The sequence below is a fragment of the Streptacidiphilus rugosus AM-16 genome, from assembly GCF_000744655.1.
Lineage (GTDB): Bacteria > Actinomycetota > Actinomycetes > Streptomycetales > Streptomycetaceae > Streptacidiphilus > Streptacidiphilus rugosus.
In genome coordinates, this window is sequence record NZ_JQMJ01000003.1 from 127,820 (window position 1) to 153,258 (window position 25,439).

Sequence of the window (25,439 nt, forward strand, 5' to 3'; positions counted from 1 at the left end):
CACGTCACTAGTGCTTAGGCTTGAGTTACACAGGGACCGGGGTACCCAAAACGCCCTGCAGGACAGCCCCTGCGGCAGACGATGCTTCCACCATCTGCCGGAGCGACTCACCGTGGAGGTAGCGGTAGCTCTGCGGCGGGTGGAACGGTCCGGCAGCCCGAAGCGCGCTGAGCGGAACCGGTTCCTCGAAAGTAACCGGTTCCGTAAGTGTGAGACCGCTTGCCTGCGAAGCACCGCTCATGTATTCGTCAAACTCGCGCCTGCTGATGCCCGTTTGCGCCCGGTGTGCCGCCCAGACCTCCCGAGGAGAGCCGACATGGACGGCAGCGACCAGAGCCGCTCCGACCAGGGCCATTGTGGGAGCAGTGGCGTAGAGCACGACGGGCGTGCCCGGCGGGACGGCGACGCGCTGTCGACGCACCTCCACGGTCTTACTGCCGGCGAGAATCGCGGTGGCGAAACGGGGGTGGACGGACAGCAGCATCGCGCGCTCCGGCTCGTTCACGTCCTTCGATGCCCTTCTTCGTAGATCGCTTGGAACAGCCTGTTGTCGATCTTCGTCAGCGAGATCAGGGACAACGGTAGGCCCAGGTCACCGGCAAACGACTTCAGCTGTCGCAGCGTCACCGGTTTGGGGAAGATCTCAGTGTCCGAGAATCGCAAGGCCATCGCTCGACCTGAGCCCTCGTGGGCGATCTCGCGGACCTCGGCTCGACCATATACGCCCAGGTGTTCGAATCTAGCGAACAGGGTGTCAGCTGTGTCGATCACCACCTCGTCCAAGCGCGAACAACCGATCACCATCTGCCCGTCCTGGCCGGGCAATCCCTCGCTGACGTACCAGAGCAGGCGGCCCGGGACGCTCTCGTTCCGGTGCCCGGGTGACCGGTAGTAGACGTGCTCGCGACTGATTCCCAGCTCGCTGCTCCGCGGCAGCAGCATCGCGGGAACGTTGAACAGCTCCGTGGACCAACGCGGTTTGATGGGCGCCATGAAGGAGGGCATCAGAGAGTCCATGACCTTGGCCGGCCACCAGGCCCGCTCCACGGCTCCCGTCACCTCGGCTGGCAGTCCTGTATGGAGGACTGTCGCCGTACACCCCAGGCCACGAGCGGCCTCCGCAGCGGACTGCGTGACTGCATCGGCCGTCCCAATCACGTCGACAAGCAAGGCCGCTTGACCGCCTTGATGCTCGAAGAATCCATCACTGCCAGCAGCTGCCCTTGCGACGGGCGAGATGAATGCGTCCGAGATATGTACCGCTCGAGCGCCCCGCTCACGACCCAGGCGCTTCAACCCGAAGAGCAACTGCCGGGCCAGGGTCTGCTCCAACCGGTGTGTAGCCGTACGCAGGAGGGGCACAGTCAACGTCCGGCCGTCCATCGCCCATACGTACAGAGCGACCGGTCGGCCGTCCCCGTCACGGAGGAGCTCCCGACGCCACACGACGGCGTCCTCCGCAAGCCCCCGGAGTCGTCGTGCGAAGGCCGAGCCGTTGTCGCTGCTCGACTGGTCGAAGAAGGCGACGAGTTCGCCCTCGGTGCCCGGAGCGACCTCCCCGACCCGAAACTCGGTGCCCATAAGATCGGCCGGCCTGTAGACCTGGGCCTGGTGCAGTTCGTCCACGTGAAGGGTGACGACCGACGGATGGACGACCCGTACTCCGGCGATGTCCCATGCTACGTCCGCCAACCCGGCGAGCAGCGGATCACGTGTGACGAGTACCTGGAGCCCCGCACACGAGGTCTCGGCCACGTACCTTACGCGCCGCTCCAGTTCGGACCCTTCGGACAGGTCGACCCCGACGCCACGGGCCGCCTCGAGCAACTCGCGGCTTCTGGCAGCCACGGGTTCCGAAGCAGGAGTGATCTGGCGCAGTCCAGAGAGGGCAGCCCGCTGATGCTTGCGCTCCGCCGCATCAGCGATCTCACGGACGTCACGGAACAGTTGAGGGGTGAAGGCCAACTCCACGAGATCGGCCAGCCAGCCGGCCTCCAGTGCCTCCGACTCCAGCGCTCCGGGTGAAGGAGTCAGCCCGCGCAGGTCCGCGAACACTCCGTGGTCGACGACGATGGTCAGCGCATCGCTCTCGACGTCGGTGAAGAGGTCTGGATGACTGTGATCATGCCACCAGCCGTCCAGGTCGTCGCCATTCTTGCTACGGCCCCGCACCTCACCACGCGGGACGAAACCGAGACTCGTCCACATTTCCGTGAGCCCATAGTCACGCCGACACTTGACCTTGATCCCGAGCCGCTGCGAGTACCTGGTCCGGATGGTCTCCACCAGCAGGCGAGCAACGCCTTCACCCCGGCGTTCCTCGGCGACACAAAGGTGAGTCAAGCGGACATGTGGGCTCCGCTTGGGAAGTCCGCAGAGCGCGTAGCCGATCACCTCATCACCGTCGACTGCGATCAGCAGGCCGCCCTCGTCCGCGGCGTTCTGGTAGACGGGTGGAGTCAACAGGCCCAGCGTCTTGGTGTAACGATTTCCTAGCGCGATCGCCGCTTCGATCATGTCCGCCTGCGTACCGGACGCCGGCACGATCTTGATCCCCATCAGTCCCCTCCCGAGAGATGCAGGCTCAGTCTCGCCTCTTCGGCGGAACCGGCACGGAGAATCGTGTGAATCAAGGAGCAGTCTGTTACCTGGTGACACTTCCAGCCCGCCCCGGTTGACGCCAACGCTGACGCCAACCGACCCAAACGACGGCGTCCGATGGCAGCCTTCTACGGACGGCAGAATCGCCCAAACCAGGGCATCCCACCGCCCCGGCTTGGCCTGAAAAGCGGAAGGTCGCCGGTTCGACCCCGGCCCTGGCCACCTTGATTGACCAGCAGAAAGCCCCTAGCGGAGTAGTCCGCCAGGGGCTTTTTCGTTCTGACTACACCAACCGGTACACCAACCGGGTCAGCCGAGCCGCTCTCCGAGCGCGTTCAGGGCCCTCCGCTGCTCGTCCAGCGACGCGTGGGCGTAGACCTTCATGGTCACCCCGATGTCGCTGTGCCCGGCGATCTGGCGAACGATGTGCGGCGGCACCCCCTCGTCCAGCAGCAGGGTGACGCACGTGTGCCGGAGGTCGTGGAACCGGAGGTCCAGGCCGAGCCGCCGGCGCAGCGGGTACCAGCTCCGACGCAGGTTGTCCGGCTCGATCGGCGTGCCCTCGCGGGTCGTGAACACCAGGCCGCGGGAGTTCCACGCGGGGGCCTCCGCGCCCTCTTCTCGCGGGCGCCCGTCGAACGCCTCGCGCTCGACGTCCTGGCGCTGCTGGTGGGCCTTCAGCGCGCGCAGGACCAGGGGCGGGAGGGGGAGGGACCGGATGGAGTGCTCAGTCTTGGGCAGCACGAGCGCCAGCGCACCCCCGACACGCTGAAGGCTCGCCTCCACCATGAGCGCGCCGCGGTCCAGGTCAATCGACTCCCAGCGCAGCCCGAGCAGCTCTCCGCACCGCAGCCCCATCACGAGCGCCAGGGCGTAGAGCGCGTACAGGCGGTCCTTCTCGGCTTCAGCCAGGAGCAACCGGGCCTGCGGGACCGTCAGGCCCTTCCCGATGCCGTAGGCGGGCGTCGGGACCTGTACGAGCTGGGCGACGTTACGCACGATCAGCTCCTCTCGGACGGCGTTCTGGAGGGCGTTGCGGAGAACCGCGTGGATCGACTGCACCATGCGGCGGGAGAGCACGGTTCGACAGCACTCCCCCGCCGCACAGCACTTCGGCTCCTGGCGGGCGGAGTCCCAACCGTGCTTGCAGCACTGGCACTCGGCGGCGACCCGCTGAAGCCAGGTGCGGACCTCTGCCGCCCGGAGCGTGCGGATCTTCTTCTTCCCGAGTCCAGGGATCAGGTGGACGCGCACGACGCTCTCGTAGCCCTGGACGGTCTTCGGCCGACGGTGGAGCCGGACCACGGTGGCGAGCCAGTAGGTCAAGTACTCCTCCAGCCTCATGTTCGTGTCGGGCGTCGGGATGCCCTTGGAGTCCTGTGCCTGAAGTTCGACGATCTTTTCCCGCACGTCGTCTCGGGTCTTGCCATAGACCGTGACGCGCTTCCGGATGCCGGAGGTCGTGGTCACGTAGGCCCGGCCCATGAAGAGGCCGCTCTTGGGGTGTCGGGTGATGCTGCCTTCTCCGTTGGCGCGCTTGGCCATCAGTCACTCTCCTCGGTCTGCTTGCGGATGTAGGTGGCGAGGCTCTCGACGGCGATCCGGCGGGACCGGCCGACGGTGAAGCTGGGCAGCTCACGGGCGCGCAACAGGTCGTAGACCTTGCTTCGGCTGAGTCGGAGCGCGCTCATGACCTCGGGCACGGTCAGAGCCTCGGGAACGGTGGTCATCGCTGGCTTCTCCCCAGGTGTGAAGCGGTGCGGTGGCGGGCGGCTGTCCCCGGTGTCCCCGTGCTGTCCCCGTGGGTTCGCGCTGGTGGCGGCGCTTTCGGGGACACGGGGACATGAGGGACATCACGTGATGAGTTCGGCGCTGTCCCCTTGGTCGGGCGCCGCGAGGGGCAGGGCGTAGGTGCCTCCCGCGCCGCGACGGAGGTCGCCGGAGTCGGCGATGCGGGGGCAGGCGCGCTTGACGGTCTCGTAGGCGAGGCCAGTGGCTTCGGCGATCTGCTTGGGGGTGCTGTAGGGGTTGTCGCGGACGTAGGCGATCACGGTGGAACGGGTATCGCTGACGGCGTGTTCGCTGGCGGGTCCGGGCAGCAGGGCCCAGTTGCCGGTGTCCTTGTCGAACTGCATGGCGTGCTCGGCTTCGTCCACGTCGCGGCCGGTGACGTGGAGGAAGCCGTCTGCCTTGCCGCGGGCGCGCTTGAGGACGATGGTCGTGTCGGCGGCGCCCGCGAGGCCGTTGGTGCCGGACACTTCGGCGAGGAAGTCGTCACTGGCCTGCTTGCGGACATGGTGGACCAGGACGATGGCCACGCCGAAGTGGTCGGCGATCTTCTTCGGCCGTCCGACGGCGGCGTAGTCGGCGTCGTAGGCGGACACCCCGGGTGCAGCCTGACCGCGGACCTTGGCGAACACGTCGATGACGACCATGCGGGCGTCGGGGTGTTCGGTGAGCCAACCGGCGATCAGGTGGTCGCCGCCCTGGTTGAGCGGCGGGCAGGTGGTCTCCAGGTGTAGCGCGGCCGGGGCTTTGCGTCCGGCGAGCAGGTGCCCCATACGGGACTGGAGGCGGCGTGGGGTGTCCTCCAGGGCGAGGTAGAGCACGGGCCCGGCGTTGACGGCGATGGTGCCGAGGGCGGTTCCGCCGGCGGCGACCTGGAGGCCGAGGCCGAGGGAGAGCCAGGACTTGCCGACCTTCGGCGGTCCAGCGAGGACGGTGACGCCTTCGGCGAGGATGCCGGGGACAGCCCATTTCGGCTCGGGGAAGGTGGCTTCCATGAGCCGGTCAGCCGTCCACAGGCTGTGGAAGCCGGGCCGTGGCTGCTCGGGGGTGTCGTCCGGTTCCACGATGGGCGGTTCGGCGTCGCCTGGCGGGACGACGCGCAGGCGGGGCGGGGGCTGGGTCACCGGGGACTCCCTCTGATCACGAGTGGCGGGCTGGGATCAGGCGGCGAAGGTGCGGGGGCGGCGGGCGCCCCAGCGCAGGCCGGACGCGATGGTGCGGGCGGCGGCACGTGGGTCGTGGTTGACCTGGGCGGCGGCCTGCATCAGGTCGGCGGTGACTTCCTGCTCGCCGAGTTCGCCGCCGGCCACGAGCTGTCCGAGGGCGCAGGCGGCGGCGTAGAGGGCATCGTTGTGGTGGTCCGGCGCGCTGGTGACCGTGGCCAACTCTCGCTTGATGGCCGTGTGCAGGTAGCGGGAGCGGCGGTCGGTGCCACGCAGCGCGACCGTGAGCGGTCTGGCGGGCGGTTGCGGGGCGGGCTGGTGAAGGTCCGCGATCCAGGCCGGAAGCGGGGCAACCGGAGCCTTGCTGAGGACCTCGTAGCGGCCGCTTGGGGTGCTGCTGCCGGGGGCGACGACGTAGCCGCCATGGGCGCGGGTGTCGATCTTCCAGCCCAACCGCTTGCGGGTGGAGCGCAGTTCGGGCCCGTGCTCAGGGTGGGCGAAGTACAGGTGCGTGCCGCCGGAGGCAGTGCGGACGGTGAACGTGTGGGCGGGGTACGGCTGTCCGGCGCGCTCGGCGAGCACGGCGAGCACGTCGGTGCCGTCGGCCACCCCGGGTAGTGCCCACGCGGAGGGGCGGGCGTCGGCAGGCTTGGGGATGTCCAGGTCCACCACGACCAGCCGGGACGGGCCGGTGGCGAGGCCGATGTTGAATCCCTGCTGCCGCCACCAGGCGGCGAGGCTCTCGGGGTCGGTGGTGGCCTGGTGCTCCCAGTCGCGGACGGCGGGGGTCTTGTCGCCGGGGACCAGGGGGAAGACGTGCCAGCCGCGGCGGGCGGCGGCGAGGGCGTAGGCGAGCAAGTCGGGCACGGCGGTCCTCTCGGGTGGTGCGACCGGGCGAGCGGAGGCGATGTCACGCCCGCCCGGTCGGCTCGGTTCAGAACAAGGCGTCGGTGCTGTCGGCTTGCAGCTCGGCGAGGGCCTTGCGGTGCTCGCGCTGGGCGCGGGCGCGGGCGTTGTCGTGGCAGGGCCGGCACCAGGCGGCGAGGTCGCAGGCGCTCAACTTCGCCTGCTGATGGGCGGGCAGTATCAGCGCGTGCGGGTCCTTCGGCGCTGCGAGCAGCCGGACCGGTCCGGTGTGCTTGCTGATGAAGCCGCCGTTCTCGTGCTCGCAGCGGCCCTGTCCGGCGGCGTGCTTGTTGCCGCACTGCCCGGCGCACTGGCACCGGCCGCCGGACAGGTGGATGAGCAGGTCCCACAGCGGGAGCGGGACCACCGAGGGCGCGGTCATGCGGCCGTCTCCTGGTCGCCGTGGCAGGACCAGGGGGAGCAGCCGGGGGTGTCGGCTTCCTGGTCGGCGAGGGCGTCGAACAGGTCGCCTTGACGCTGGTGCCATTCGCCGCGGGTGACCTTGTCGATCGGGGCTTGGTCGAGTGGGAGCAGGCTGCGGTGCAGGTAGGGCTTCTGCTTGATGCCGCGCAGCTCGGTGGTGCGCAACTGGTGGTCGAACGCGACGGCGTCGCCCCATTCCTCGGGGTGGTGGTCGCGCAGCTCGCGCCAGGCGGCGTTGCCGTGGAACGGGCAGCCGATGCACGCGCTCTTGGGCGTGCTGCCCCACCCTTGGGCGGTGAGGTAGCGGGTGCAGTCGGTGCGACTCCATCCCTCCACCCCGCCCGGGGCGGGCAGGTGGAGCAGCGGGAAGACGTTGCGCAGGTACTGCACCGAGGCGTCCTTGGCGCGCTCGAACTCGTCCCGGCTGATCCCGATGGCCTGCTCGGCGAAGACGCCGGCCGGGACGGGGCGCGGGTGCGGGTAGCCGAGCAGGGCACGGATGGCCTGCTTGATGGGCTTGACCTTGTATTCCTCTGTGCACTGGCGCCGGACCATGGCAGCGTGCTTGCCGGTGCGGTCGGCGACGAACGCGGGGATGCGGACCCAAGCGCCGGGGTTGAGCGAGTCCGCGCGCAGGTTGCCCGTCACCCGGCCCGCGGTGCCGGTGGTGGCCTTGACGCGGATCACGGGGATGCCGGCGGGCTCGGCGACCTCGCGCACGAGCCGCTCGAAGTGCTCGTAGACGTGCCGGGGTTCCCATCCGGTGTCGGCGAAGACCGCGGCGTCGAAGCGCGGGATGCGGCCGTCAGCGGCAAGCAGCAGCAGGGTGGTGGACTGCACTCCGGCGCCGAGCGAGAGCACTCGCACCGCGGGCGTGTTGGCGGTGCTGGTCATGCTGCCCTCCGGGCTGTGGTGGCGGGGCGGTTGCGGTCCCAGCGGCGCTGGGCGGCGGGGTGCATGTGGTTGGCGTGGGCGAGGGCCCAGAGGTTGCCGCCGTGTTGCTTGGCCTCGTACATCGCTGCGTCGGCGGCGGCGAGCGCGGCCGAGAGCGACGGCACGGGCAGCTCTGCGGGGCGGACGGCGCCGACGCTGGCGGCGGTGTCCAGCGCGAGGCCCTCCCACGTGGGACCCGCGAGGGCGGCGGCGAGGGCGCCGAGTCGGTCGGCGATCCGCTCCGGCCGGACGGTTAAGGCGGCGGTGAACTCGTCGCCGCCGAACCGCCCGACGACGCCGCGGGGACCGGCCCACACAGTCAGGGCGGTGGCGGTGCGGGTCAGGATCGCGTCGCCGGCGGCGTGGCCGTGGGTGTCGTTGACCTGCTTGAAGCGGTCCAGGTCCACGAACACCAGCAGGCCGTTCGGGTGAGCGAGGGTGCGGGCGGCGGCGCGGGTGAAGCCATCGCGGGTCAGGACGCCGGTCAGGGGGTCGCGGCGCGCGGCGCGCAGGCGCGCCGTCAGTACGCCGGAGTGCACGGCCCATCCGGCAAGCGGGAGTGCCGCCGCGAGCACCGGGAGGTGCTGTGCGGCCATGGCGTTGCGGTGCATTCTGGAGTCCTCCAGCCGAATCGTTGGGATTGCTGCTGGGGGCGGCGGCCGGGGCTTCTTGGCAGGATCACCGGCCGCCGCGTGCTGCTTGGCGGGTCTAGAACGGGGGCTCCTCGCCCCCGCCGCTGTAGCCCGAGGTGACCCCGGCCGGGGCGGGGCGCGAGGTGTGCCACGGGTCGTCGGCCGCCGACGGCGCGGCGCTGCCGGGGCGCTGGGTCTTGGTGACCTTGGCGGTGGCGAAGCGCAATGAGGGGCCGATCTCGTCCACCTCGACGGCGAGCATGGCGCGGTTCTCGCCCTGGTCGTTCTTCCAGTTGTGCTGCCGCAGGCGGCCGGTGACGATCACGCGCATGCCCTTGGTCAGCGTCTCGGCGGCGTGGTCGGCGAGCTCGCGCCACGCGGTGCAGCGCAGGAACATGCCCACGCCGTCCTGCCACTGGCCGGTGTTCTTGTCGTAGGTGCGCGGGGTGCTCGCGACGGTGAACTTGGCCATCGCCGCGCCGGACGGGGTGAACTTCAGCTCGGGCTCATCGGTGAGGTTGCCGACGACGGTGATCGGGGTTTCTCCGACGGACACGGTTCCTCCGGTTGCTGCTGGCGGCAGGGTTGCCGTCGTTCTCGGGACACGGGGTCTGTCCGGTCCCCCGCACCGCCCCGGCAGGAAGCCGGGGCGGCACGGCCGGTTGGGCAGGCCGGGGGCGGCCCTTCAGCAGACGAGTTCGTCGGAGGCGAACTCCAGACCCTCCAGGTGCTTCGCGGCCTTGCCGAGCAGCACCGCACGGGCGGCCGGGTCCGAGTCCTCCTCGGCGTCGGCCAGGTAGGACAGGGCGGTGTCGATGTCCTCGGCGGCGTCGGCCAGGGAGCCGCCGAGCCGGGCCAGGCAGTCGCGGGCGTCGGCGAGCCGGTCGCCGAAGGTGTCCGGCGTGAGCGTCGTCGGGTCCAAGTCGTCCACCTCGCCCAGCACGTCGGCGAGCGTCTCGGAGTACCGGGCGTACAGGGACTCGAACGTGATGGGGCTGGTCATGGTGGTGCCTCCTCAGCGGTTGCGGTTGGTGAAGCGGTTGTCCACGCGGACGTTGACCCCGCCCCTGCTTCCGCCGGAGTGGGCGAGCAGGAAGACCAGGGCGAGGACGCCGAGCAGCAGGCCGATCGCGGTGGTGGCGGCGGCCAGGGCGGTGAACAGGAAACTCAGGCCCACGCCGGTCGCACCGAGCCCGATGCCGCCGGCCAGCAGCCGGGCGACGATCGGGTCCCGCAGCGGGCTGTAACCGCCGCTGGTCGGCTGCGCCGGCAGCGGGGCGGGCTGGTAGACCACGGCGGGCTGCGCGGGCTGGTGGTAGGGCACCAGCGGCGCTGCCGGGGTCTGCGGGAAGGCGTAGTGGGGGCGGCCGTCGGCGTCGTAGACGACGGTGGGAATCGGGGCCGGTATGTAGGGCTGCGGGCTGGTCATGGCTGGCCTCCTGACGGCTGGTCAGTGGATGGAGAGCGCGGCGTGGGCGACGGCGGCCAGGGCGTGGTTCACGTAGGGGGCCAGGCCCGTGGAGGCGACGGTGAAGCCGGACAGCCACAGCACGGCGGCGGAACCGGCGCCGACGCGGCCGTAGCGGACGGTGGCGACGGCGGCGATGCCGAGCAGCAGGGCGAGGGAGACGGTGAGGAGCACGGGTCTGGTCCCTTCGGTCAGGCGCGGGGCGTGCGGCGGGCGGGGGTGCGGTCGGCGCGTATCGCCGCGTTGCGGCGGGTGCGGGCGAGGTTGAGGAGGTGGCGTCCGTAGCGGATGCGCAGGCCGGTGGTGTCGCAGTGGCGGCACGGTTTGCCCCGGGTGGGGCGCCCCTTGCGGTCGGTCTTGAGCTGGTGGCCGATGCCGTTGCAGCGCGGGCAGCGTTTGAACGGGCTGGCCAGGCAGAGCGCGAGGTAACCGACGGTGAGCAGGAGTAGGAGCGGCATAGCGGCGGCGAGGATGCGCACTTCGGGCCTCCCAGGGCGGTTTTGGGGTGTGCCGGGGGAAGGGCGCTAGCTACTAGCGTCCTGATCAGGCGTGTTATGGGGTGCTAGCGGGGGTGCTAGGTCTAGCGGGTGCGGGTGCTAGACCTAGCGCCGGATCGGATCGCTACTTGCCCCGCTCCTTGTCGCGCAGCGTGACCGCGCCGGCGATGTCGGCGCGGATGATGCCGCGCCGGTTGGCGCCCTTGCCGCCCTCGGGGGTCAGCCACACCTGCCCGGTGTTGATCCCGTGCGGCTTGAGCGCGGCGGCGAGCTGGTCGGGCGCCCATCCGCCGTAGACGTCGGGCCGCAGCACGGCCAGGCGCGCGGTCACGGTCTCCGACCACGCCTTGGCTTCGCTGTCTGGGACCACCGCGAGGACGTCGGCGAGCAGGTCGTAGGCGGGTGCCGTCTCGGTGACGGTGTCGATGCCGGCGGCGTAGCCGGCCAGGGTGCCTGCCCGCAGCCGGGCGGCCCGGCCGCGGGCCGCGATGGCCCTGGCCTTGGGCACGTCGACCTCGACCGTGCGCACGATCCGGGCGTCCGCGCCCTCGCCGACGAAGTAGCAGATGCCCTTGTCAGCCCACGCGAACGTAGTGGCGCGGATGCCGTTCTTGTGCGCGGAGGTGCCCAGCACCATGTCATTGGCGGTGTGGTCGAGCACCTTCATGCACCAGCGGGCCACCGCGTTCGCGCCGATGCCGGTGGGCAGGGACTTGGCGTCCGGGCGCTGGGTGGCCAGCAGCAGCACGATGCCGGTCGCCGGTCCCCGCTTGACCAGGTCGGTGCAGATCTCCTCCAGCTCAGCGCCGTGCTTGGGGTGCTCGAACCACTTCTGGCACTCGTCCACCCCGATCACGATCGGGTGCAGGCCCAGCGTCGGGTTCGACGCGAGCGCGCTGGTCACCTTCGACTCGGGGCACAGGTCATCCGGCAGGGCGCGGATCACCTTGGCCCGGCGCCGCAACTCCTGCTGCACCGCGCGCATGTCGGCCACCGCGTGCTCGATGTCCTCCTCTTCCTCGCCGGCGCGGTGGCGCACCGACACGGCATCCCCGACCGCGTCGAGGTCGCCGGTGCCCTTCAGGTCGTAGGTGTGCAGCTCGGCGCGGGGGTCGAGGGCGGCGATGAGCAGCAGCAGGCGCAGCAGGAACGTCTTGCCCATGCGCGGGATCGCTCCGATCACCCCGGCGATGTACATGAGCGTGATGGAGACCCAGCGTCCGCGCTGGTCGGTGGAGAACGCGGCGGGCTTGAACAGGTCCACCGTGCCCGAGGTCATGAGCGGCCAGGTGGGCTGCTTGGCCTTGTTCATGTCCTGGTCGCCGACCCACAGCAGCATGTGGCCGGGGTGCTCGCCGGGCATCGGCTCGGGCCACACGCACCCGAGCGGGCGGCGCAGACCGGACGCGAGCTTGTCGCGCTTGTCCATGACCTCGGTCACCGTGACGCCGTGCGGCAGCTCCACGTCCGCGCGCCAGCCGGGGCCGTCGCGGGTGATCGGGGCGGTGAACACGATCCGCCCGCCCTTGCCCAGAGCGCGGCCGATCTCCGCGATCCCCAGCACCGCGAGGGCCTTTTCGACCACCTCGGAGGTGAGCCGCTGCACCGTGGGGCGGGTGACCGCACGGGAGATCAGCGGCTTGTCGGCAGGTGCCCCGATCACCCCGAACACGGTGACCAGCGCGCCGGCCACGGCCAGGTGGACCAGGCCCGGGGTCAGACCCCAGACGACCAGCGCGGCAACCAGAGCGAGCACGGCGGCCACACCCAGGGTCCAGCGGCGCCACACCACCCGCCCGTCACGACGGCGCAGCAGGTCCAGGTACAGGCGCGCGTCCTCGTCGTGCACCGCCGACAGCCGCAACGGCTGCGCCTCGGCGTCGGTCACCCACCGGCCCACCCAGCGCGCCGCACGAGCCATGCCGCGCGGCGAGCGCCCGGCGAGCACCGCCGCGTACAGCGGGGCGCGGACGGCGTGGAACCCGGCGGTGTGGCCCACGTGCCGTGCCAGCCACCCGGCGGCAGTCTTGAACTCCGCAGCCGAGCGCAGCCACCCGGGGATGATCGGCCGCAGCCGCTCCGCCTTGACCTTCTCCAGCAGCGACGGATCAGCCGGAGCAGGAGCGTCCACGTACACAGACGGGCCGTCCTCGTCCGTCTCGGTGACGACGTCGAGCGGCGTCGTGTACCGCGTAGGTGCGCTGGTCGGAGTGTCGGTGCTGGTCAGGTCGGCTTCGAGTCGGGCGAACAGCTCGCGCTCGCCCTCGTTGTCGATGGGGTCGTGATTCACTGAACTGTCCTTCTCTCAAGGAGTGATCCGGATGGAGAGGGGTGCAGTCGCCGGGGCACGGCAGCTTGGTAGGCAGGGCGTGCCCCGGCGGTGGAGCTAGGCCGCAAGCGAGTCCGGGCCGGAGCCGGGGTCCAGGTGGGCGATGGCGAACTGTTCGGTGAGGGCGAGGAATTCGCCGGTGGCCTCGTAGAAGGCTCGGACGAACGGCAGGGCGTCGGCCGGGGTGTCGGTGACCGGCAGCATGATCCGCAGGACCACATCGCCGCAGGTCATCGCGAGCAGCGGGCCGAACTGGTCGCACTCGACGTCGACCGAGCCGACCTCGGACGGGTACAGGTTGAAAGTCGCGTACACGGTGGTGCTCCCTTCGGTGGTTGGCGGGTCAGGCTGCGGCGGCCGGGGCGGCGTCGAGGACGGGCGGCAGGTAGCCGATCAGCCGGACGCGGATACCGTCGGTCTGGCCGAAGACCTTGACCGCGGCGAAGTCGGAGAACGCGACCAGTTCCGAGTTCTCCGGGTTCAGGCCCAGGGCCTCGCGCCACATCTCGAAGCCGGCCGGGTCGTTGTGGACGTTGATGGTCAGTCGCTCCCCGACCGGCGAGGACGACACGTCGAAATCGGCGGCGGGCAGGTTGGGGTACTGGTCGATCAGTGCCAGCAGGGTGCGAACGGTGCTCGCCTGGCGGTGCAGCGGGGTACGGGTCGGGCTGGTCATGATCGTGGCTCCTCTGCTGGTCAGCGGGTGAAGAGATCGAAGTCGGTGACCTGCGGGCCGCGCAGGCCGCTGCCGTGGCGGACGTCGGCCAAGACCCGAGCCTGAACGGCGGCGTGGTCCTCGCCGGGCCGGACCGCGACGGTGCCGGAGAAGAAGTGCTGTTCGCCGGTGGTGTTGTCGAAGACGGTCAGGTTGTAGTGGTGGCGCTCGGTGCTGGCCATGGCGTGGGAGTCCTTCCGGGTCACGGGGCGGCGGGGACGGCGTGAAGCGCGGGGGCAGTGCCGGTGCGCTCGTTCAGGAGCAGGTCCCGCAGCATGCGCCCGTTGGCGGCGGAGGTGCGCAGGGCCTTACGGATGCGCTCACCGGTCAGCTCGGAGTCGGGCCAGGCGGCTGTCTCGGTCCGGGCCTGGTCGAGCAGTTGGGTCCGCGTGCGAGTCGGGACGACTGTGCGGGCGGCGGCGGGGACCTGGCCGGTAGCCGGTCGGGGCTGACGGACCGGCTTCACCACCGCAGCAGGGGACGGTGCAGGCTGTGCGGGCGGGGTGCTGACGGGGGCAGCCGGGGCGGGAATCAGCTGGTCAGGTATCGACTGGTCTGCGGTAGAAGATCCTGATTTGCCGGAGTCGGGGCGGTGGTGCAGGACCTTAGCCACCAGGTCGGAGCCGAAGAAGATGGAGCCGACCGGCAGCGAGGTGCCGAGCAGGACCAGGGCCCAGTTCGCAGGGCCCCAGTCGGCCAGTCGGATCCGCGAACCGTCGGGGGCGGTCAGCCCGTGGACGTAGTTCAGGACCAGCGAAGCCAGGGTGTAGGCAGCGAGCACCCGCAGCGCGAACCGGCGCGGCGAACCCTTACGGCCCTCGCCGATCTCGTCCGGCAGGACCAGCGTCGCCACCAGGGCGAGCGCCATCAGCCCGTCCACCACCAGCGGGTAGACCACGGCGGCCGTGTGGTCCGCGCCGATCGTGTGGGCCACGTCCCGCAGCGCGTTCCAGGAGACGCGGAACGCGAGCAGGACCACGGCCAGTAGACCGGCGACCAGGAAGCCCTTGCCGGTGCGGCTCATCGCGCACCCCCGAACCAGGACTTCAGCACGACCAGGACCACCAGGTAGGTCGCGGCCGTGGCCACGAACCCCCACATCCCGAAGTGCCAGCAGTTCCACAGCACCACGCCGGCCGCGATCCCGGCCGTCCACTTGGCGCCCTCGCGGTCGCCCGAGCCGCCGCGGCGTCCGCGTCCGCTCTCGACGTAGATGACCTGACGCTTCATGCTGCTGCTCCCTTCTTGGCGTATCGGGTGGTGCCGCTGACGAACGGCGCGGTTGCCGCGAGGATCTCGACGCGCCCTGCCGGGCTGAACCCGCCCCGGATGCCCTGCCGCTCCTCCGAAGCGAGCGCCTCGCGCAGGCAGGCCATCCGCACCGGGCAGCGCGAACACAGCCCGAACGCGATGTCCGCCGACCTGCTGTCGCCCGGGTCCGGGAAGAACACGTCCGGGTCGACCTCCGGCGAGGCACAGAGCGCGCCGCGCAGCGGATTGGCGAAGGCCGACGGAAGCGCGCGGGTCTCGAAGCGGGCCTGACGCTCCGACAGGCGGCTGATGGAACCGAGAATCGGCAGGTGCGTGCGCGGGATGGCCATCACGCCACCTCCGCGAACTGCGCCACCGAGCGAACTCGATTGGCCGGGCGTCGAAGCGGCATGCGCGCCGTCCGCATCAGTTCCACGGCCACCAGAGCCGCGGTCGGGTCGTCCTGCTTCAGGTCCGCCAGAACATCGGCGGCGGCGTCCAGCCGTGCCGAACGCTCGGCGGCCGACTCGCCGGGCACCCCGGCGAACAGCTCGAAGTCCACACCGAGAGCCGCGCCGAGGCCGGGCATGTCGGCCCCCAGGGGCGCACGGTCGATCGCGGTACTCGTTTCGCGCTCCCGGACGACCACCGCATTGGGCGGTACGTCGGGGCAGGACGCGAGATATCCAGGCATGATGAAACTCCCTGAAATGGGCGATGAGCGGCGTACTGACTTGGCGGTTGGGCGCCGCTTCATCGCGTTGACGTGGGATTCCGTCTCGCATGACCTAGATTGCTCTAGGTGTATTAGGGTGTCAACCCCTTCGGCCTAGATGTCTTGGGACACCCGAGGGCCTACGCTGGGGCACATGACTCTCGCCGAGGACAGCCGCCCGCCGTACGTGCAGGTGGCGGACACCATCCGGGCCCAGATCGTGTCAGCGGAGTACGGGCCAGGAGCCAAGCTGCCGTCTGTCCGCGATCTCGCGAAGCAGTTCGGCATTGCCGAGATGACGGTGAACGCCGGCCTGCGCGTGCTTCGCGAAGAGGGGCTGATCACTGCCACGCCGGGGCGTGGGACGTTCGTCCGCAAGGACGCCAAGGTGCCTGCGCCTGAGCGGGATGTACGCGAGTTGGTTGACCATCTCGCCTCCCAAGTCAAGGAACTGACGGATCGTGTAGCCGCGCTGGAGGGAAAGTCCCCCTCCTCACCGGCTGTTGACTAACCATCAGGCATGACTAGGCCCTGACATCAGTGACACCGGCGGTGTCAGCTGGGGGTAGTTCGCCTGTCACCAACCTGTCCCCCACTTGAACAGGGCCGTAAGGGCTACGACGGGGCGCCGGACAAACCGGGTGTCACCTGCCTGTCACCTCTCCTGTCCGAGCAGTCCTTGCTGAAAGACTCAGGTTGAAGCACCACCCACCAGGGAGGGCACCATGAGCAACGACAGGCCCGCTTGGGCGCAGCGCATCGCCAACGAGCGCACTGCCCGCGGCTGGTCGCAGCAGCAGGCGATCGCAGCGCTTCGCGCGCACGCGCCGAGTGAGCTGGTAGCCGATGCCTCACTGCTCCGCCAGTGGAAGCGCTGGGAGGCCGGGGAGATCAAGCCCAGTGACTTCTATCAGCCGATCATCGCTTCCATGTTCGGCACCGTGACTCACGCCATTTTCCCTGTTGCCGGTCGCCGGGAGGGCGATGCCGAGATCGTGGCCGTGAGCGGTATGGAAACGCTGGACATCATCAGCCGACTCCAGGCGTCTGACGTGGACAACGCGACCATGGAAGCCCTGCGGATCACCACCGACCGTCTGTGCTCCGAGTACGCCCTTCTCCCGGCGCCGCAGCTCCTGATCGAGGGGCGCAACTGGCTTCAGCGCGTGCTCGCACTCCGCGCCCAGCGGCTGACGCTCTCCCAGCACCGTGAGGTTCTGTCCATGGCCGGGTGGCTCGCCCTGTTGGTCGGGTGCGTGGAATACGACCTGGGGGACAGGCGCGGAGCCGAAGCGACCCGCCGAGCTGCTCTGTCGATCGGGAGTGAAGCGGAGCACGCAGGCATCCAGGGGTGGGCCAGTGAAATGCGCGCCTGGTTTGCCCTGACTACCGGCGACTACCGCGGCGTCATCGCCGCGGCGCAGGCCGGCGGCGAGGTCGCCGCCCATCAGGGCGTGGCGGTCCAGCTTGCAGCCCAGGAAGCGAAAGCATGGGCCCGACTCGGCGACCGGAGGCAGACTGAGGTCGCCTTGGATAAGGGCCGACGCCTCCTCGAAGGCATGCCCTACCCGGAGAACCTCGATAACCACTTTGTGGTTGACCCCGCGAAGTACGACTTCTACGCCATGGACTGCTACCGCATGCTGGGCGAGAACCGCATGGCTGAGGTCCTCGCCGGTGAGGTGATCCGCGCAAGCACAGACTTCGATGGCGCGGAGCGCTCCCCGATGAGGATCGCAGAGGCCCGGCTGACGCTCGGTGTCGTCGCTGCGCGGGATGGCGACCTTGATGGTGCTCTGAACTACGGCGAATGGGCCCTGCGGGGGGATCGGCAGTCGCTCCCCTCGCTGCTCATGGTGAGCCGTGAGCTAGCAACGATCGTAAATCGCGACTACGCCGACGCTCCGCAAGGTCGGGCCTACCTCGATCACCTCACAGAGCTGAGCCAAGCGCCCCACTAAAGCCCCTGGGCACCCGACCCCGTTTGATCACCTGCTTGCCCCCCCGGAGGCGAGCAGGAACGTCGGGTGCCAAGCATTTCTCGTGGCTTGAGACCTAGGGATGGCTGGTTTTAGGGAGTATCAGCAGTGGCCGGAATGAGTGATGGATAAAAATTGTTAGTACCTCATCATTGCTTCACGGAATTTTGTGCTTTTTCTCCGAAGCGCTCCATGAGCCACTCAATTATCTCTTCGGCAAGCTCGTAATACTCCCAAGCTTGCTGCCGCGACATGCCCTGCTGCTTGCCGTGTGCCACATCATTGCGAATGCCGATCAATGCATTCAGGCTTGCTCGCCGCTCCTCTTGAGCCAACAATCCATCCAGCTCATTTGCCCAGGTCGCATTGAAACGCTTAACGAGCTTCACGAAGGCATCTGAGCTAAGGTTTGGCATTCGATCCAACCACGAGTGGGCGAACGATTGCACCTCACCCCAAGCATTTCGGGTACAGTACTCCCGTAGAATTACCTGCGTAGCCTGCTCCAGGAAACCGGAAACTCGGACGCAGAGGTATCTGCCCAGGTCGCTCGCGATTTCCGGGTCATCAATTGATCGCGGATCGGCACGGATATAGAGATCCTCGAGCGACTTCTTCAGTCGGTCCACCTGGGCCCGGGCCGCAGCAGAGTGATTCGCCTTCTTCCGAGTCATCGGATACTTCCGAAGGCTTCCTTTGCCAACGTCAGGCGACGCGTAACGCGATCTTCATCTGCTGTGGCGCGGGCAATGGCGCTCGTGAAGTCCGCATTTCCAAGCAGCGACTCACGAGCCTCCACCAATTTCTGCGGCTCTTCAACCGGCCCGGCCTTGAGTCGATGCGCCAAACCGACGAGGACTGCGTCTGCGAAGGCCGCGTTCACCTGGCTCTCTGCCCGGAGCGCGCGCCTGCCGAGTGTGGAACTGGCGAGGTCGCAAGTCTCGTGGAAGGCCTTGCGGAGGCCATCCTTGGACAGCCCCTCTAGATCTCTGTGAGCAGACAAGAAGTCATTCAGGAAGGCCTTCAGAGGCCTCTTATATTTTTCTTCTTCTTCAAAGAAAGCCAGGAAGCGAAGGATTAGTTCCTGATCCTTCAGTCGCTCCGACGGAGGCCCATAGATCTCCCTCCACTTGGGATAGCTATTGAGCTCTCGAAGTAGTTCGACGAGTTCGCCGTGATACAGAGCAACCCTAATCTCTTGCGGGTAGAGATTAGTGCCGCCAGTATTCAGGCGCTCAAACAGCGAGTACACACTCTCATCTCCCCCAAGAGAGCGGTTGTACTTGACGATCGTGGCATGGATGAAAGTATTGTCCAACAACCTTCGCTGCTCGTCATCCAGCGTTTCGTACGTAAGCCCCTTGAAATCCTCGCCGACATTCTCCAGTCGGAACTCAACTTCTGGAGCATACCATCCGCTAAAGAATTTCTGGAGAGTGCGCAAGCGCTGCTGGCCATCGAGTACGAGCAGCTGCTTGTTAGATTGCTGGACGAGAAAGATCCCAGGGATCGGGAATCCGAGAAGCAGCGATTCGATAAATCGGTCCATCTGGGTTTTCTTCCAGACGAACTTTCGCTGAAAGCCCGATAGGTCCGATTCCGGATCTGCCAACGGGTCAAAATTTGGTACAACGATGTCCTCTTGATTTAGCCTGCGCACTAGGCCGTGAACATCGAAGTCGGTTCCAAAGTAGGAGAGGGGCTCCAGGCCAGAGATCGCCAGGTCGCGATCTTCCTCGTCAAGGTCCACCCCGCCGGCCTGCAACTCGACATCGTCGGGGCCTTCCTCGGTCTCGCTAGCGCCCGCTGCCATGGTGCCTCCTTGCGCCCCCACCAGGGGAGTACTCAGTCGTGTATCTCGAGCCGCCTCAGCGCTAACTTACCTGTAGGGGGACGCAGTCGAGGCGGATCCGGCCTTCCAGGTCCCCCGCGCGAAGGCCACAGTGTTGGGCACACGCTCCTCCACTCGGGACGCTGGAGCCCGGGGCAGCGCACAGCTATGGGCGACAGCTCACCCGCGGGGACATCCGAAGTCTGTCCCCCATGTCCCTGTGTCCCCGATGTGGCTCTGAGCTGGAAAGACCGTCGGGGACACAGGGGACGGCATTGACGGGGCGCGGCCGGACTCTGCTTGACCACTTACTGATCAGTTGGTGGTCAAGCCGGAACCTTGGGTGCGGCACACCTTCCCGGGCTCTGAACATCCGATCAAGATCACCAAGGCCTGAACGAACCGAGTTCCCGAAACGGCCGCCGAGCAGTTCCGGCGCTGCGATCATCGAGAGGTGAGTTCTATTCCGCTCTGGGTGCCCCTCTTGGTCGCCGGCATCGGCGTGGCGGGCACGCTGGCCGCTGGGATCATGGGTGCGCTGATCACGCATCGTTGGTCGGAGCGCCGTGAAATTGCCGCCTGGGCCCGCGAGCGAGAGCGCGAGCACGAGCGATGGGCTCGCGAAGACGAAGCCCGAACGTTCGAGCAGCGGAGGCACGCCTACCTGGAGTTCTATGAGGCCGTGAAGTTGCTCGCCAGGACTGCCTATGACCACTGCTACGGCTTCACGGAGGAGCCAGAGCTGCTCGAAGGATGGCAGTCCGATGCGTTCGCGAAGCTTTCACGTCTGCAGTTCTACGCCGACCGGCCCGTGTCAACAGCCGCATCGGCTGCTTACGGCGCCGCTTGGTCCTGGGGCACTTACGGCAAGCACAACGATCCCGATGACCCTGGCTTCTACGAGCGACAGCAGAAGTACGAGGACGCCGAGCTGGCCATGGTCCTGTTGATGCGGCAGAGCCTGTCAATCCCAGAATCTGACCTGACGCTCCCGCCTCCGGGCTACAGCTACGGCGATCAAGACCCCGCGCAGGAGCAACTCCCCGAAGCCTCCGAGGCTCGACAGTTGAATCACCGGCCTGAGCAGCCTTGAGCACTCTGCACCGAGGGACACGGTCTTACACCAACGCGTACACCAACAGCGACAGACAGCCACCGACTCCGACGACCGGTGACGCAACCCGCTTCCATCACGTTCTCGCAGTTCAGAGGCCATATCGCGGCCTGAAAAGCGGAAGGTCGCCGGTTCGACCCCGGCCCTGGCCACCTTGTTCGACCAGCAGAAGCCCCGAGCGGAGTAGTCCGGCCGTGGCTTTTTCGTTTCTGCTGACGGCAACACGACGGCGGACGCGTGGGGGTGGATCGCCGGGCTCTCGATTGATCCGAGCGACGTCAGTGGGTGCCGAGCGCTGACAACCGGTCGGGGAGGTTGGCAGCCGTGTATTCGGCGGCCACGTTGAACCGGCAGGCGCAGCCTGGGCATTCGGCGTCGCCGAAGACGTAGGCGATCCCGTCCGCAAGCGTGTCCTGTCCGTCGCGAACCGCCGTCTCGTGCATCCATCGCCCGATGCCTTCGAGGGCCCGGGGGACCGCCGGCCGCAGGTCCCGCCGGTCCACATCCCCGAGGTTCCAGTCTCTGATCGCCGAATAATGTCCGTAGTTCCCCACGGCGATCGTCACTTCCACGGCGCAGTTGGGGCAGCCCAGCTGGAAGAAATCATCCGTGAAGTCCCCCAGGACAGCGCTCCAGTGGTACTGCCCTCTGACCGCGAGCAGGTGCAGGAAGGTCGGAAGGTAGTCGTCCGGCCGCGCCTGCAGGTGCCGGTCCAGAAGCGGTCCGAACTCGGCGATCACGTCAGCGCAGTCCGCCAGCAGGTCATCGCAGCCATGGGGACCCGCCACGCGGGCGATGATCGTCCCAGCAAGCCCACGAGCACGCGCACTCGTCGGCGCGAGACGCACCAGGGTTGGCAGAGCGGCGAAGCCGGCCGGGAAGACAAGATCGCCCTCCAGGCACAGCCGGTAACCGAGCTCGTCCCACGCTTCGAGGTCATCGCGGTGCTCCACCCGTGCCAGCAGCTCAGGGACGCGATCCACCTCCCCGAAGCAGTCGCGCATCCTTGCCCGGTCCACCACGCAGCCATTCAACAAGATTCGGACGGTCGCGGCCCAGGCCCGGTGCCGCAAGGGTGTGCTCCCGGGCAGCTCAACACCCGATTCGCTCTGAGGGAGACCCGGGCAGCTGCCCACCGGCAGACGGTTCAGCTTTTCCGCGGCCTTCGGAACACCAGGCTGAGCAACGTGAAGACGGCCGCACCGAACAGCAGCCCGCCCCACTGCGCTCCGACACCGGTCGAACCCACGCGATGGGCCGCCATCCGGTACGCCACGGAGCCGAGAGCGCCGGAGATCAGGAAGATCGGCAGGCCGCGCAGCACGGACCGGCGTAGCGGGCGGGCATCGTCTGACGTCATGCGAGGGATTATCCACACGTGCCCGCCGGTATTCAGTGGCCGGGCTCCGTACGGGTGTGAGAACGTGCCGGGCATGACGATCTCGCTCTGGAGCGATGCCGCGTAAGCGGCCTGCGGCGGTGCGCGCCGCGATGACTCTGCGCGTGCCAGCGGATGTGCGGCTGTCGGTGGTTGACGGAGTGTCCGCTCGTACCGTCGCCGAGATTCAGCGTTGGGAGCGGGCGACGGGGTGTCCCGGCAAGGTCGCGACGGACCTGCGCTTCTGGAAGCGGGAGGCCGCCCGGATGTGCGGGCGCGGCTGGCGTGGGCTGCACGTCAGTGCGTACGACGCCGGCTATCTGGGCTGTCCCTGTTGTGACTACGAGTCCCCGGAGGGGCGCGCCGGCCTGGAGCGGGTGATGCGGGCGCTGTCCCGGCGTGGGCGCAGGGAGCTGGCCGCCGTCGTGGGCGCCGTCGACGCGCGGGTGCTGGCCCGGACTTACGGCGAGGAACCCACCCAGCCCGGCTGGTGGGACCGTCGCATGTGACCACGGGGCCTCGCGAACCGGGCGTCAGGGCTGACGCGCGGGGGCCCAGCGGGCGAAGTGGTCGAGGAAGTCGGGGAACTCGGCCCGGGCCGCCGTCTGGGCCTCCGTCCAGGTCCGGCGCCCGGTCGGCGCGAAGCGCCGGGCGACGCGGACGAGGTCGTGGTTGCTGTCGGTCTCCAGCGAGGCGTCGATCCCGTCCGGGCTGAGGACGTCGGCGATGCCCCAGAGGAAGCCGGCCAGATCGGAAGCCAGCAACTCGGGCATCGACCAGGGGCCGAGGGCGACGACCGGCTGTTCCTCGATGCGGACACCGGGGCGGGCGAGCCAGAAGGTCACGCATTCCTCTTCTTCCTCTCCCGTCAGGGCGAAGGCGAGGAAGTCCTGGGCCGCGATGCCGGCGCGGGGCCGGAGCTCGGCGAACCAGGCGTCCATCCATGCCGTCGGCAGGAAGTCGGGGAGAAACCGCAGGCCCACGCCGTCGGCTTCGATCGGGATGTCCGCCAGGGCTCGCAGAGCCTCGGGCAGCGAAGGAATCTGTGGCTGCGTCACCCGCAGGAGGGTACGCCTCCGCTTCGGGCGCTGTTGCGAGGCGGTGACATCAGCCCCATAGATCCACGATCTTCCGTTGACAGGCTTCTCGTATCGCACCGAGCGGCACTCCAGCGGCTCCGGCACTCGCGACCACCACCGACCAGGAAGAGGCTTTGCCATGTCCGTCCGTCACCGCCGCACTGCCGCCGCCGTCGTGATCGCCGCCGCTGCCGTGGCCGGAGCCTTCGCTCCCGCGATCGCCAACGCCGCCCCGCAGGCCACCTTCCTGAACGGCACCGCGGGCAACCACCTGACCATCAGCAACGGCACGCCGTGGGTGGTCATGAACGGCACCCGCGTGAACTTCGGCACCGATGTCCGGGACCTCGCCTGGAACCCGAGCGGGACCAAGGCTGCGTTCGTCGACAGCCAGGGCAATCTCGACGTCGCCAACCCGAACGGCACCGGCCGCGTCGTGGTCGCCAAGAACCCCGGCGGGCAGACCTGGTCCCACCCGACCTGGCAGGTGGCCAAGGCCTACCAGGGCGACGAGGTCCCGGCCAAGGACAACCTGATCTTCGTCGCCTCCAAGGCCGGCGTCACCCGCCTGGAGACGGTCCCCGCGACGGCCCGCAACGGCAAGCCCGCCCAGCTGTCGCTGAACGCCTACTTCGGCGAGGGCAGCACCCCGCTGCCGACCACGGCCAACAACTGGCCCAACTCGGGCGGCGACGTGGGCACCATCGTGTACGACAACGCGAAGACCGGCGAGGTCTACATCCGCGACGACTACCTGCGTCAGCAGGGCGGCTCCTTCGTCAAGGGCTCCGAGCCGGCACTCTCCCCGAGCGGTGAGGAGATCGTCTTCGTCCGGTCCGTCGCCGGGCACGACCACATCTTCGAGACGAGCCTCACGGACTCGAAGCACGTGGCCCACGACCTCACGCCGCACGCCACGACCAACTACACCGAGCCGACCTTCTCCCCCGACGGCCGCACCATCGCCTTCCGCACCCCGACCGGGATCGACACCATCGGTGACAACGGACGCGGCGCGCCGGTCCAGGTCTCCAGCTACACCGGGCTTGCCGCCTACCGCGGCTGACACTCCAACACTTCCGCCGCACGCCCACGACGCCCGAGGGCCCGGAACCGCCGTACCGGTTCCGGGCCCTCGGCCTCGTCCTGTCCCACCCCGCGCCCCCGTCGCCGACCGGCGGTCATCGGCGGTCACCGGGCCCGCAGCGCGAGCCGGGCGCACAGCCCCGCGATCGGCAGTTCGAGCAGCAGCGCCAGGAACCAGGCCTGGGTGAGCTCCGCACCATGGGAGGTCATCACGTCGAACCAGGCGTCCATCAGCAGCAGCGCCGCCGTCGCGCTCGCGGTCAGTGCGGCGCGGCCGTCGCCGCGGCGGAGCAGCAGGCCGGTGGAGATCAGACCGGCCGCCTCCAGGACGTCCAGCCCGACCCAGGGCCACTCCCCCGACGCGGCCAGCACGCCCATCCACGGGACCAGGGCGACCCCCATCAGCACCAGCAGCGTGGGCAGCGAAGGCAGCTTGGGCAGGGCGGGAAGCGCCGCCGTCCGCGCCGAGAAACCCGCACCGTCGTGTATCGCGACCGAGCTCGCCATGACTCCCCCACCAGAGCTTTCACACCGTCAACCCGCTTGTCGGGCACAGTGATCAGCCTGCTCTGACGGAGGCGCGAAGTCGGTGGCTCCTACCGCCGAATCGTGGGTGGTGCCAGGTACACCCCACTGCGGGAGCGAGCTCCAGCCGGGGGTGGTCCGGGCCTCAGTCGAGGCGTGCCAACAGAGCCGGACGCAGGCCCTCGGCGTCGACTCCGAGGGCGGCGAGGACGTCGACGGCCGCCGGTTCCGACTCGCTGGGACCGACCGCGAGCAGGGCGAGCAGCATGTGTTCGGTGCCGAAGCGCTCATGACCGAGGGCCTTCGCCTCGCGCAGAGTCTGCGTCAGCGCCTCCTTGGCGTGGGCGGTGTAGGCGGGACGCGGGAACTGGAACGCGCCGGCGCCGAAGCTGTCGTCCGCGCGCCGCTGGATCTCGGCGACGTCGATGCCGAGGGAGGCGAGCGCATCCCTCGCCTGCTGACCGCCGCCGGCCGCGATGCCGGCCTCGTCGAGCAGCCGGACCGTCGCCGCGCGGGCGCGGTCGAGCTCGACGCCGCTTTCGGCCAGCAGCGTGCCTGCGGTGGCCTCGGGCACGGCGATGAGGCCGAGCAGCAGGTGCTCGGTGCCCATGAAGTCGTAGCCGGCCGCGACCGCCTCGTCCTGGGCCGCGACGATGGACCGCTTGGCCCGGTCGGTGAAGTACTCGAACACGTCAGTTCTCCTTGCCCGTCGCCTTGCGCCTGCTTGCGTGCTTCTCGTGCACCGACTGTCGGCTGACCTGCAACGCGGTCGCGATGCTCTGCCAGGTCCAGCCCTGCTCCCGCGCGTTGTCCACGTGCAGGCGTTCCAGCTCCTCCAGCAGTCGGCGCAGCGCGACGACGGCGCTGAGCCCGACGGCCGGATCCTTGCCCGTGACCTGGCCGATGAGATCGGCGGCCGGACGCTCCTGCTCCGAAGGCTCCATGTCTGTCAGGGTAACCTGACAGACATGGCAGCTGTCAAGGAATCCTGACACGAAGGATGCGCCGACGCCCTCCGGACGGACG

Annotated in this window: 35 protein-coding genes and 1 tRNA gene; 6 read left to right on the forward strand and 30 right to left on the reverse strand. The window is 68.8% G+C overall.

Annotated features, from left to right (window positions below):
- Positions 1 to 25 precede the first annotated feature (25 nt).
- The gene (locus BS83_RS03925) at positions 26 to 505 is read right to left on the reverse strand and encodes an ASCH domain-containing protein (protein WP_232248042.1); all 480 of its coding nucleotides are present in this window, start codon (positions 503 to 505) and stop codon (positions 26 to 28) included.
- On the reverse strand, positions 502 to 2,559 hold the full coding sequence (locus tag BS83_RS03930; RefSeq protein WP_051942585.1) for a GNAT family N-acetyltransferase: 2,058 nt from the start codon (positions 2,557 to 2,559) through the stop codon (positions 502 to 504). The genes BS83_RS03925 and BS83_RS03930 overlap by 4 nt, the downstream gene beginning before the upstream one ends.
- Positions 2,560 to 2,745: 186 nt before the next feature.
- Between BS83_RS03930 and BS83_RS45095 the strand changes: the two genes are divergently transcribed.
- Positions 2,746 to 2,823 (forward strand) — tRNA-Phe (locus BS83_RS45095).
- 87 nt (positions 2,824 to 2,910) lie between these two features.
- Here BS83_RS45095 and BS83_RS03935 read toward each other — a convergent pair.
- The 20 genes from BS83_RS03935 to BS83_RS04030 form a co-directional block, all read right to left on the reverse strand.
- Complete coding sequence (locus tag BS83_RS03935; RefSeq protein ID WP_037600999.1) at positions 2,911 to 4,146, reverse strand: site-specific integrase; 1,236 nt, start codon at positions 4,144 to 4,146, stop codon at positions 2,911 to 2,913.
- The gene (locus BS83_RS03940; protein ID WP_037601001.1) at positions 4,146 to 4,331 is read right to left on the reverse strand and encodes a helix-turn-helix domain-containing protein; all 186 of its coding nucleotides are present in this window, start codon (positions 4,329 to 4,331) and stop codon (positions 4,146 to 4,148) included. The genes BS83_RS03935 and BS83_RS03940 overlap by 1 nt, the downstream gene beginning before the upstream one ends.
- A 123-nt stretch (positions 4,332 to 4,454) precedes the next feature.
- On the reverse strand, positions 4,455 to 5,513 hold the full coding sequence (locus tag BS83_RS03945; protein WP_037601004.1) for an AAA family ATPase: 1,059 nt from the start codon (positions 5,511 to 5,513) through the stop codon (positions 4,455 to 4,457).
- 36 nt (positions 5,514 to 5,549) lie between these two features.
- Positions 5,550 to 6,419, reverse strand: coding sequence for a bifunctional DNA primase/polymerase (locus BS83_RS03950; RefSeq protein WP_037601007.1), 870 nt, complete (start codon positions 6,417 to 6,419; stop codon positions 5,550 to 5,552).
- Between the two features lie 67 nt (positions 6,420 to 6,486).
- Positions 6,487 to 6,840: a hypothetical protein gene (locus BS83_RS03955; RefSeq protein WP_051942586.1), complete on the reverse strand. Its 354-nt coding sequence runs from the start codon at positions 6,838 to 6,840 to the stop codon at positions 6,487 to 6,489.
- Positions 6,837 to 7,775, reverse strand: coding sequence for an adenine nucleotide alpha hydrolase family protein (locus tag BS83_RS03960; protein WP_051942587.1), 939 nt, complete (start codon positions 7,773 to 7,775; stop codon positions 6,837 to 6,839). Before BS83_RS03960 ends, BS83_RS03955 begins: the two co-directional genes overlap by 4 nt.
- Positions 7,772 to 8,425 carry a GGDEF domain-containing protein gene (locus BS83_RS03965; RefSeq protein WP_063774087.1) on the reverse strand — a complete coding sequence of 218 codons (654 nt, stop codon included), beginning with the start codon at positions 8,423 to 8,425 and terminating at the stop codon, positions 7,772 to 7,774. Before BS83_RS03965 ends, BS83_RS03960 begins: the two co-directional genes overlap by 4 nt.
- A 97-nt stretch (positions 8,426 to 8,522) precedes the next feature.
- Positions 8,523 to 9,002, reverse strand: a complete 480-nt coding sequence (locus BS83_RS03970) for a single-stranded DNA-binding protein (protein ID WP_037601010.1) — start codon at positions 9,000 to 9,002, stop codon at positions 8,523 to 8,525.
- 129 nt (positions 9,003 to 9,131) lie between these two features.
- Entirely contained in the window at positions 9,132 to 9,449 is a 318-nt protein-coding gene (locus BS83_RS03975) for a hypothetical protein (RefSeq protein ID WP_037601013.1), read from the reverse strand.
- A gap of 12 nt (positions 9,450 to 9,461) precedes the next feature.
- Positions 9,462 to 9,875 carry a hypothetical protein gene (locus BS83_RS03980; RefSeq protein ID WP_037601017.1) on the reverse strand — a complete coding sequence of 138 codons (414 nt, stop codon included), beginning with the start codon at positions 9,873 to 9,875 and terminating at the stop codon, positions 9,462 to 9,464.
- A 21-nt stretch (positions 9,876 to 9,896) separates the two neighbouring features.
- Entirely contained in the window at positions 9,897 to 10,088 is a 192-nt protein-coding gene (locus tag BS83_RS03985; RefSeq protein ID WP_037601021.1) for a hypothetical protein, read from the reverse strand.
- Positions 10,089 to 10,105: 17 nt separating this feature from the next.
- The gene (locus BS83_RS03990) at positions 10,106 to 10,372 is read right to left on the reverse strand and encodes a hypothetical protein (protein ID WP_232248043.1); all 267 of its coding nucleotides are present in this window, start codon (positions 10,370 to 10,372) and stop codon (positions 10,106 to 10,108) included.
- Positions 10,373 to 10,535: 163 nt separating this feature from the next.
- Positions 10,536 to 12,701 carry a cell division protein FtsK gene (locus BS83_RS03995; RefSeq protein ID WP_037601024.1) on the reverse strand — a complete coding sequence of 722 codons (2,166 nt, stop codon included), beginning with the start codon at positions 12,699 to 12,701 and terminating at the stop codon, positions 10,536 to 10,538.
- Positions 12,702 to 12,797: 96 nt separating this feature from the next.
- Positions 12,798 to 13,055, reverse strand: a complete 258-nt coding sequence (locus BS83_RS04000; RefSeq protein ID WP_037601027.1) for a hypothetical protein — start codon at positions 13,053 to 13,055, stop codon at positions 12,798 to 12,800.
- A gap of 28 nt (positions 13,056 to 13,083) precedes the next feature.
- Complete coding sequence (locus BS83_RS41360) at positions 13,084 to 13,416, reverse strand: hypothetical protein (RefSeq protein WP_051942589.1); 333 nt, start codon at positions 13,414 to 13,416, stop codon at positions 13,084 to 13,086.
- 20 nt (positions 13,417 to 13,436) lie between these two features.
- Positions 13,437 to 13,637 carry a hypothetical protein gene (locus tag BS83_RS04010; RefSeq protein WP_037601030.1) on the reverse strand — a complete coding sequence of 67 codons (201 nt, stop codon included), beginning with the start codon at positions 13,635 to 13,637 and terminating at the stop codon, positions 13,437 to 13,439.
- A gap of 20 nt (positions 13,638 to 13,657) precedes the next feature.
- Positions 13,658 to 14,479: a DUF2637 domain-containing protein gene (locus BS83_RS04015; RefSeq protein ID WP_037601032.1), complete on the reverse strand. Its 822-nt coding sequence runs from the start codon at positions 14,477 to 14,479 to the stop codon at positions 13,658 to 13,660.
- Entirely contained in the window at positions 14,476 to 14,685 is a 210-nt protein-coding gene (locus tag BS83_RS04020) for a hypothetical protein (RefSeq protein ID WP_037601035.1), read from the reverse strand. Before BS83_RS04020 ends, BS83_RS04015 begins: the two co-directional genes overlap by 4 nt.
- Positions 14,682 to 15,056 carry a WhiB family transcriptional regulator gene (locus BS83_RS41365; RefSeq protein ID WP_051942590.1) on the reverse strand — a complete coding sequence of 125 codons (375 nt, stop codon included), beginning with the start codon at positions 15,054 to 15,056 and terminating at the stop codon, positions 14,682 to 14,684. The genes BS83_RS04020 and BS83_RS41365 overlap by 4 nt, the downstream gene beginning before the upstream one ends.
- Positions 15,056 to 15,400, reverse strand: coding sequence for a hypothetical protein (locus tag BS83_RS04030; RefSeq protein WP_332262311.1), 345 nt, complete (start codon positions 15,398 to 15,400; stop codon positions 15,056 to 15,058). Before BS83_RS04030 ends, BS83_RS41365 begins: the two co-directional genes overlap by 1 nt.
- Positions 15,401 to 15,575: 175 nt before the next feature.
- On the opposite strand from BS83_RS04030, the gene BS83_RS04035 reads away from it, so the two are divergent.
- Together BS83_RS04035 and BS83_RS04040 are read left to right on the forward strand one after the other, a co-directional pair.
- The gene (locus BS83_RS04035) at positions 15,576 to 15,932 is read left to right on the forward strand and encodes a GntR family transcriptional regulator (protein ID WP_037601038.1); all 357 of its coding nucleotides are present in this window, start codon (positions 15,576 to 15,578) and stop codon (positions 15,930 to 15,932) included.
- Between the two features lie 214 nt (positions 15,933 to 16,146).
- A complete protein-coding gene (locus BS83_RS04040; protein ID WP_037601041.1) occupies positions 16,147 to 17,382 on the forward strand; it encodes a helix-turn-helix domain-containing protein in 1,236 nt (411 codons plus the stop codon).
- A 167-nt stretch (positions 17,383 to 17,549) separates the two neighbouring features.
- On the opposite strand, the gene BS83_RS45100 is transcribed toward BS83_RS04040, so the two are convergent.
- Both BS83_RS45100 and BS83_RS04045 read right to left on the reverse strand, forming a co-directional pair.
- A complete protein-coding gene (locus BS83_RS45100) occupies positions 17,550 to 18,074 on the reverse strand; it encodes a HEPN domain-containing protein (protein ID WP_157596891.1) in 525 nt (174 codons plus the stop codon).
- Entirely contained in the window at positions 18,071 to 19,213 is a 1,143-nt protein-coding gene (locus BS83_RS04045; RefSeq protein ID WP_037601044.1) for a DUF262 domain-containing protein, read from the reverse strand. Before BS83_RS04045 ends, BS83_RS45100 begins: the two co-directional genes overlap by 4 nt.
- A 472-nt stretch (positions 19,214 to 19,685) precedes the next feature.
- Between BS83_RS04045 and BS83_RS04050 the strand changes: the two genes are divergently transcribed.
- Positions 19,686 to 20,324, forward strand: coding sequence for a hypothetical protein (locus tag BS83_RS04050; protein ID WP_157596893.1), 639 nt, complete (start codon positions 19,686 to 19,688; stop codon positions 20,322 to 20,324).
- 299 nt (positions 20,325 to 20,623) lie between these two features.
- Here BS83_RS04050 and BS83_RS04055 read toward each other — a convergent pair whose 3' ends face one another.
- Together BS83_RS04055 and BS83_RS45105 are read right to left on the reverse strand one after the other, a co-directional pair.
- Positions 20,624 to 21,367, reverse strand: coding sequence for a hypothetical protein (locus BS83_RS04055; protein ID WP_037601050.1), 744 nt, complete (start codon positions 21,365 to 21,367; stop codon positions 20,624 to 20,626).
- A gap of 125 nt (positions 21,368 to 21,492) precedes the next feature.
- A complete protein-coding gene (locus BS83_RS45105; protein WP_157596895.1) occupies positions 21,493 to 21,705 on the reverse strand; it encodes a hypothetical protein in 213 nt (70 codons plus the stop codon).
- A 179-nt stretch (positions 21,706 to 21,884) separates the two neighbouring features.
- Between BS83_RS45105 and BS83_RS04060 the strand changes: the two genes are divergently transcribed.
- The gene (locus BS83_RS04060) at positions 21,885 to 22,232 is read left to right on the forward strand and encodes a hypothetical protein (protein ID WP_157596897.1); all 348 of its coding nucleotides are present in this window, start codon (positions 21,885 to 21,887) and stop codon (positions 22,230 to 22,232) included.
- A gap of 24 nt (positions 22,233 to 22,256) precedes the next feature.
- On the opposite strand, the gene BS83_RS41370 is transcribed toward BS83_RS04060, so the two are convergent.
- Positions 22,257 to 22,781 carry a hypothetical protein gene (locus BS83_RS41370; protein WP_051942592.1) on the reverse strand — a complete coding sequence of 175 codons (525 nt, stop codon included), beginning with the start codon at positions 22,779 to 22,781 and terminating at the stop codon, positions 22,257 to 22,259.
- Positions 22,782 to 22,941: 160 nt separating this feature from the next.
- Here BS83_RS41370 and BS83_RS04070 point away from each other — a divergent pair, with 160 nt between their 5' ends.
- Positions 22,942 to 23,868: a TolB family protein gene (locus BS83_RS04070; protein ID WP_037601056.1), complete on the forward strand. Its 927-nt coding sequence runs from the start codon at positions 22,942 to 22,944 to the stop codon at positions 23,866 to 23,868.
- A gap of 125 nt (positions 23,869 to 23,993) precedes the next feature.
- Here the strand turns inward: BS83_RS04070 and BS83_RS04075 are convergent, their stop codons facing one another.
- From BS83_RS04075 to BS83_RS04085, 3 genes are all read right to left on the reverse strand, one after another.
- Positions 23,994 to 24,395, reverse strand: coding sequence for a hypothetical protein (locus tag BS83_RS04075; protein ID WP_051942593.1), 402 nt, complete (start codon positions 24,393 to 24,395; stop codon positions 23,994 to 23,996).
- 163 nt (positions 24,396 to 24,558) lie between these two features.
- Positions 24,559 to 25,104, reverse strand: coding sequence for a Clp protease N-terminal domain-containing protein (locus tag BS83_RS48805; protein ID WP_037601058.1), 546 nt, complete (start codon positions 25,102 to 25,104; stop codon positions 24,559 to 24,561).
- 1 nt (position 25,105) lies between these two features.
- A complete protein-coding gene (locus tag BS83_RS04085) occupies positions 25,106 to 25,357 on the reverse strand; it encodes a hypothetical protein (RefSeq protein ID WP_037601062.1) in 252 nt (83 codons plus the stop codon).
- Positions 25,358 to 25,439 lie beyond the last annotated feature (82 nt).

What these genes read in the sequence shown, in the direction of transcription:
- BS83_RS03930 (WP_051942585.1), bottom strand. Translation starts at nt 2,559, where the DNA reads ATGGGGATCAAGATCGTGCCGGCGTCCGGTACGCAGGCGGACATGATC.
- BS83_RS03935 (WP_037600999.1), bottom strand. Translation starts at nt 4,146, where the DNA reads ATGGCCAAGCGCGCCAACGGAGAAGGCAGCATCACCCGACACCCCAAG.
- BS83_RS03940 (WP_037601001.1), bottom strand. Translation starts at nt 4,331, where the DNA reads ATGACCACCGTTCCCGAGGCTCTGACCGTGCCCGAGGTCATGAGCGCG.
- BS83_RS03955 (WP_051942586.1), bottom strand. Translation starts at nt 6,840, where the DNA reads ATGACCGCGCCCTCGGTGGTCCCGCTCCCGCTGTGGGACCTGCTCATC.
- BS83_RS03960 (WP_051942587.1), bottom strand. Translation starts at nt 7,775, where the DNA reads ATGACCAGCACCGCCAACACGCCCGCGGTGCGAGTGCTCTCGCTCGGC.
- BS83_RS03965 (WP_063774087.1), bottom strand. Translation starts at nt 8,425, where the DNA reads ATGCACCGCAACGCCATGGCCGCACAGCACCTCCCGGTGCTCGCGGCG.
- BS83_RS03975 (WP_037601013.1), bottom strand. Translation starts at nt 9,449, where the DNA reads ATGACCAGCCCCATCACGTTCGAGTCCCTGTACGCCCGGTACTCCGAG.
- BS83_RS03980 (WP_037601017.1), bottom strand. Translation starts at nt 9,875, where the DNA reads ATGACCAGCCCGCAGCCCTACATACCGGCCCCGATTCCCACCGTCGTC.
- BS83_RS03990 (WP_232248043.1), bottom strand. Translation starts at nt 10,372, where the DNA reads ATGCCGCTCCTACTCCTGCTCACCGTCGGTTACCTCGCGCTCTGCCTG.
- BS83_RS41360 (WP_051942589.1), bottom strand. Translation starts at nt 13,416, where the DNA reads ATGACCAGCCCGACCCGTACCCCGCTGCACCGCCAGGCGAGCACCGTT.
- BS83_RS04010 (WP_037601030.1), bottom strand. Translation starts at nt 13,637, where the DNA reads ATGGCCAGCACCGAGCGCCACCACTACAACCTGACCGTCTTCGACAAC.
- BS83_RS04015 (WP_037601032.1), bottom strand. Translation starts at nt 14,479, where the DNA reads ATGAGCCGCACCGGCAAGGGCTTCCTGGTCGCCGGTCTACTGGCCGTG.
- BS83_RS04020 (WP_037601035.1), bottom strand. Translation starts at nt 14,685, where the DNA reads ATGAAGCGTCAGGTCATCTACGTCGAGAGCGGACGCGGACGCCGCGGC.
- BS83_RS41365 (WP_051942590.1), bottom strand. Translation starts at nt 15,056, where the DNA reads ATGGCCATCCCGCGCACGCACCTGCCGATTCTCGGTTCCATCAGCCGC.
- BS83_RS04030 (WP_332262311.1), bottom strand. Translation starts at nt 15,400, where the DNA reads ATGCCTGGATATCTCGCGTCCTGCCCCGACGTACCGCCCAATGCGGTG.
- BS83_RS04035 (WP_037601038.1), top strand. Translation starts at nt 15,576, where the DNA reads ATGACTCTCGCCGAGGACAGCCGCCCGCCGTACGTGCAGGTGGCGGAC.
- BS83_RS04040 (WP_037601041.1), top strand. Translation starts at nt 16,147, where the DNA reads ATGAGCAACGACAGGCCCGCTTGGGCGCAGCGCATCGCCAACGAGCGC.
- BS83_RS45100 (WP_157596891.1), bottom strand. Translation starts at nt 18,074, where the DNA reads ATGACTCGGAAGAAGGCGAATCACTCTGCTGCGGCCCGGGCCCAGGTG.
- BS83_RS04045 (WP_037601044.1), bottom strand. Translation starts at nt 19,213, where the DNA reads ATGGCAGCGGGCGCTAGCGAGACCGAGGAAGGCCCCGACGATGTCGAG.
- BS83_RS45105 (WP_157596895.1), bottom strand. Translation starts at nt 21,705, where the DNA reads ATGACGTCAGACGATGCCCGCCCGCTACGCCGGTCCGTGCTGCGCGGC.
- BS83_RS04070 (WP_037601056.1), top strand. Translation starts at nt 22,942, where the DNA reads ATGTCCGTCCGTCACCGCCGCACTGCCGCCGCCGTCGTGATCGCCGCC.
- BS83_RS04075 (WP_051942593.1), bottom strand. Translation starts at nt 24,395, where the DNA reads ATGGCGAGCTCGGTCGCGATACACGACGGTGCGGGTTTCTCGGCGCGG.
- BS83_RS04085 (WP_037601062.1), bottom strand. Translation starts at nt 25,357, where the DNA reads ATGGAGCCTTCGGAGCAGGAGCGTCCGGCCGCCGATCTCATCGGCCAG.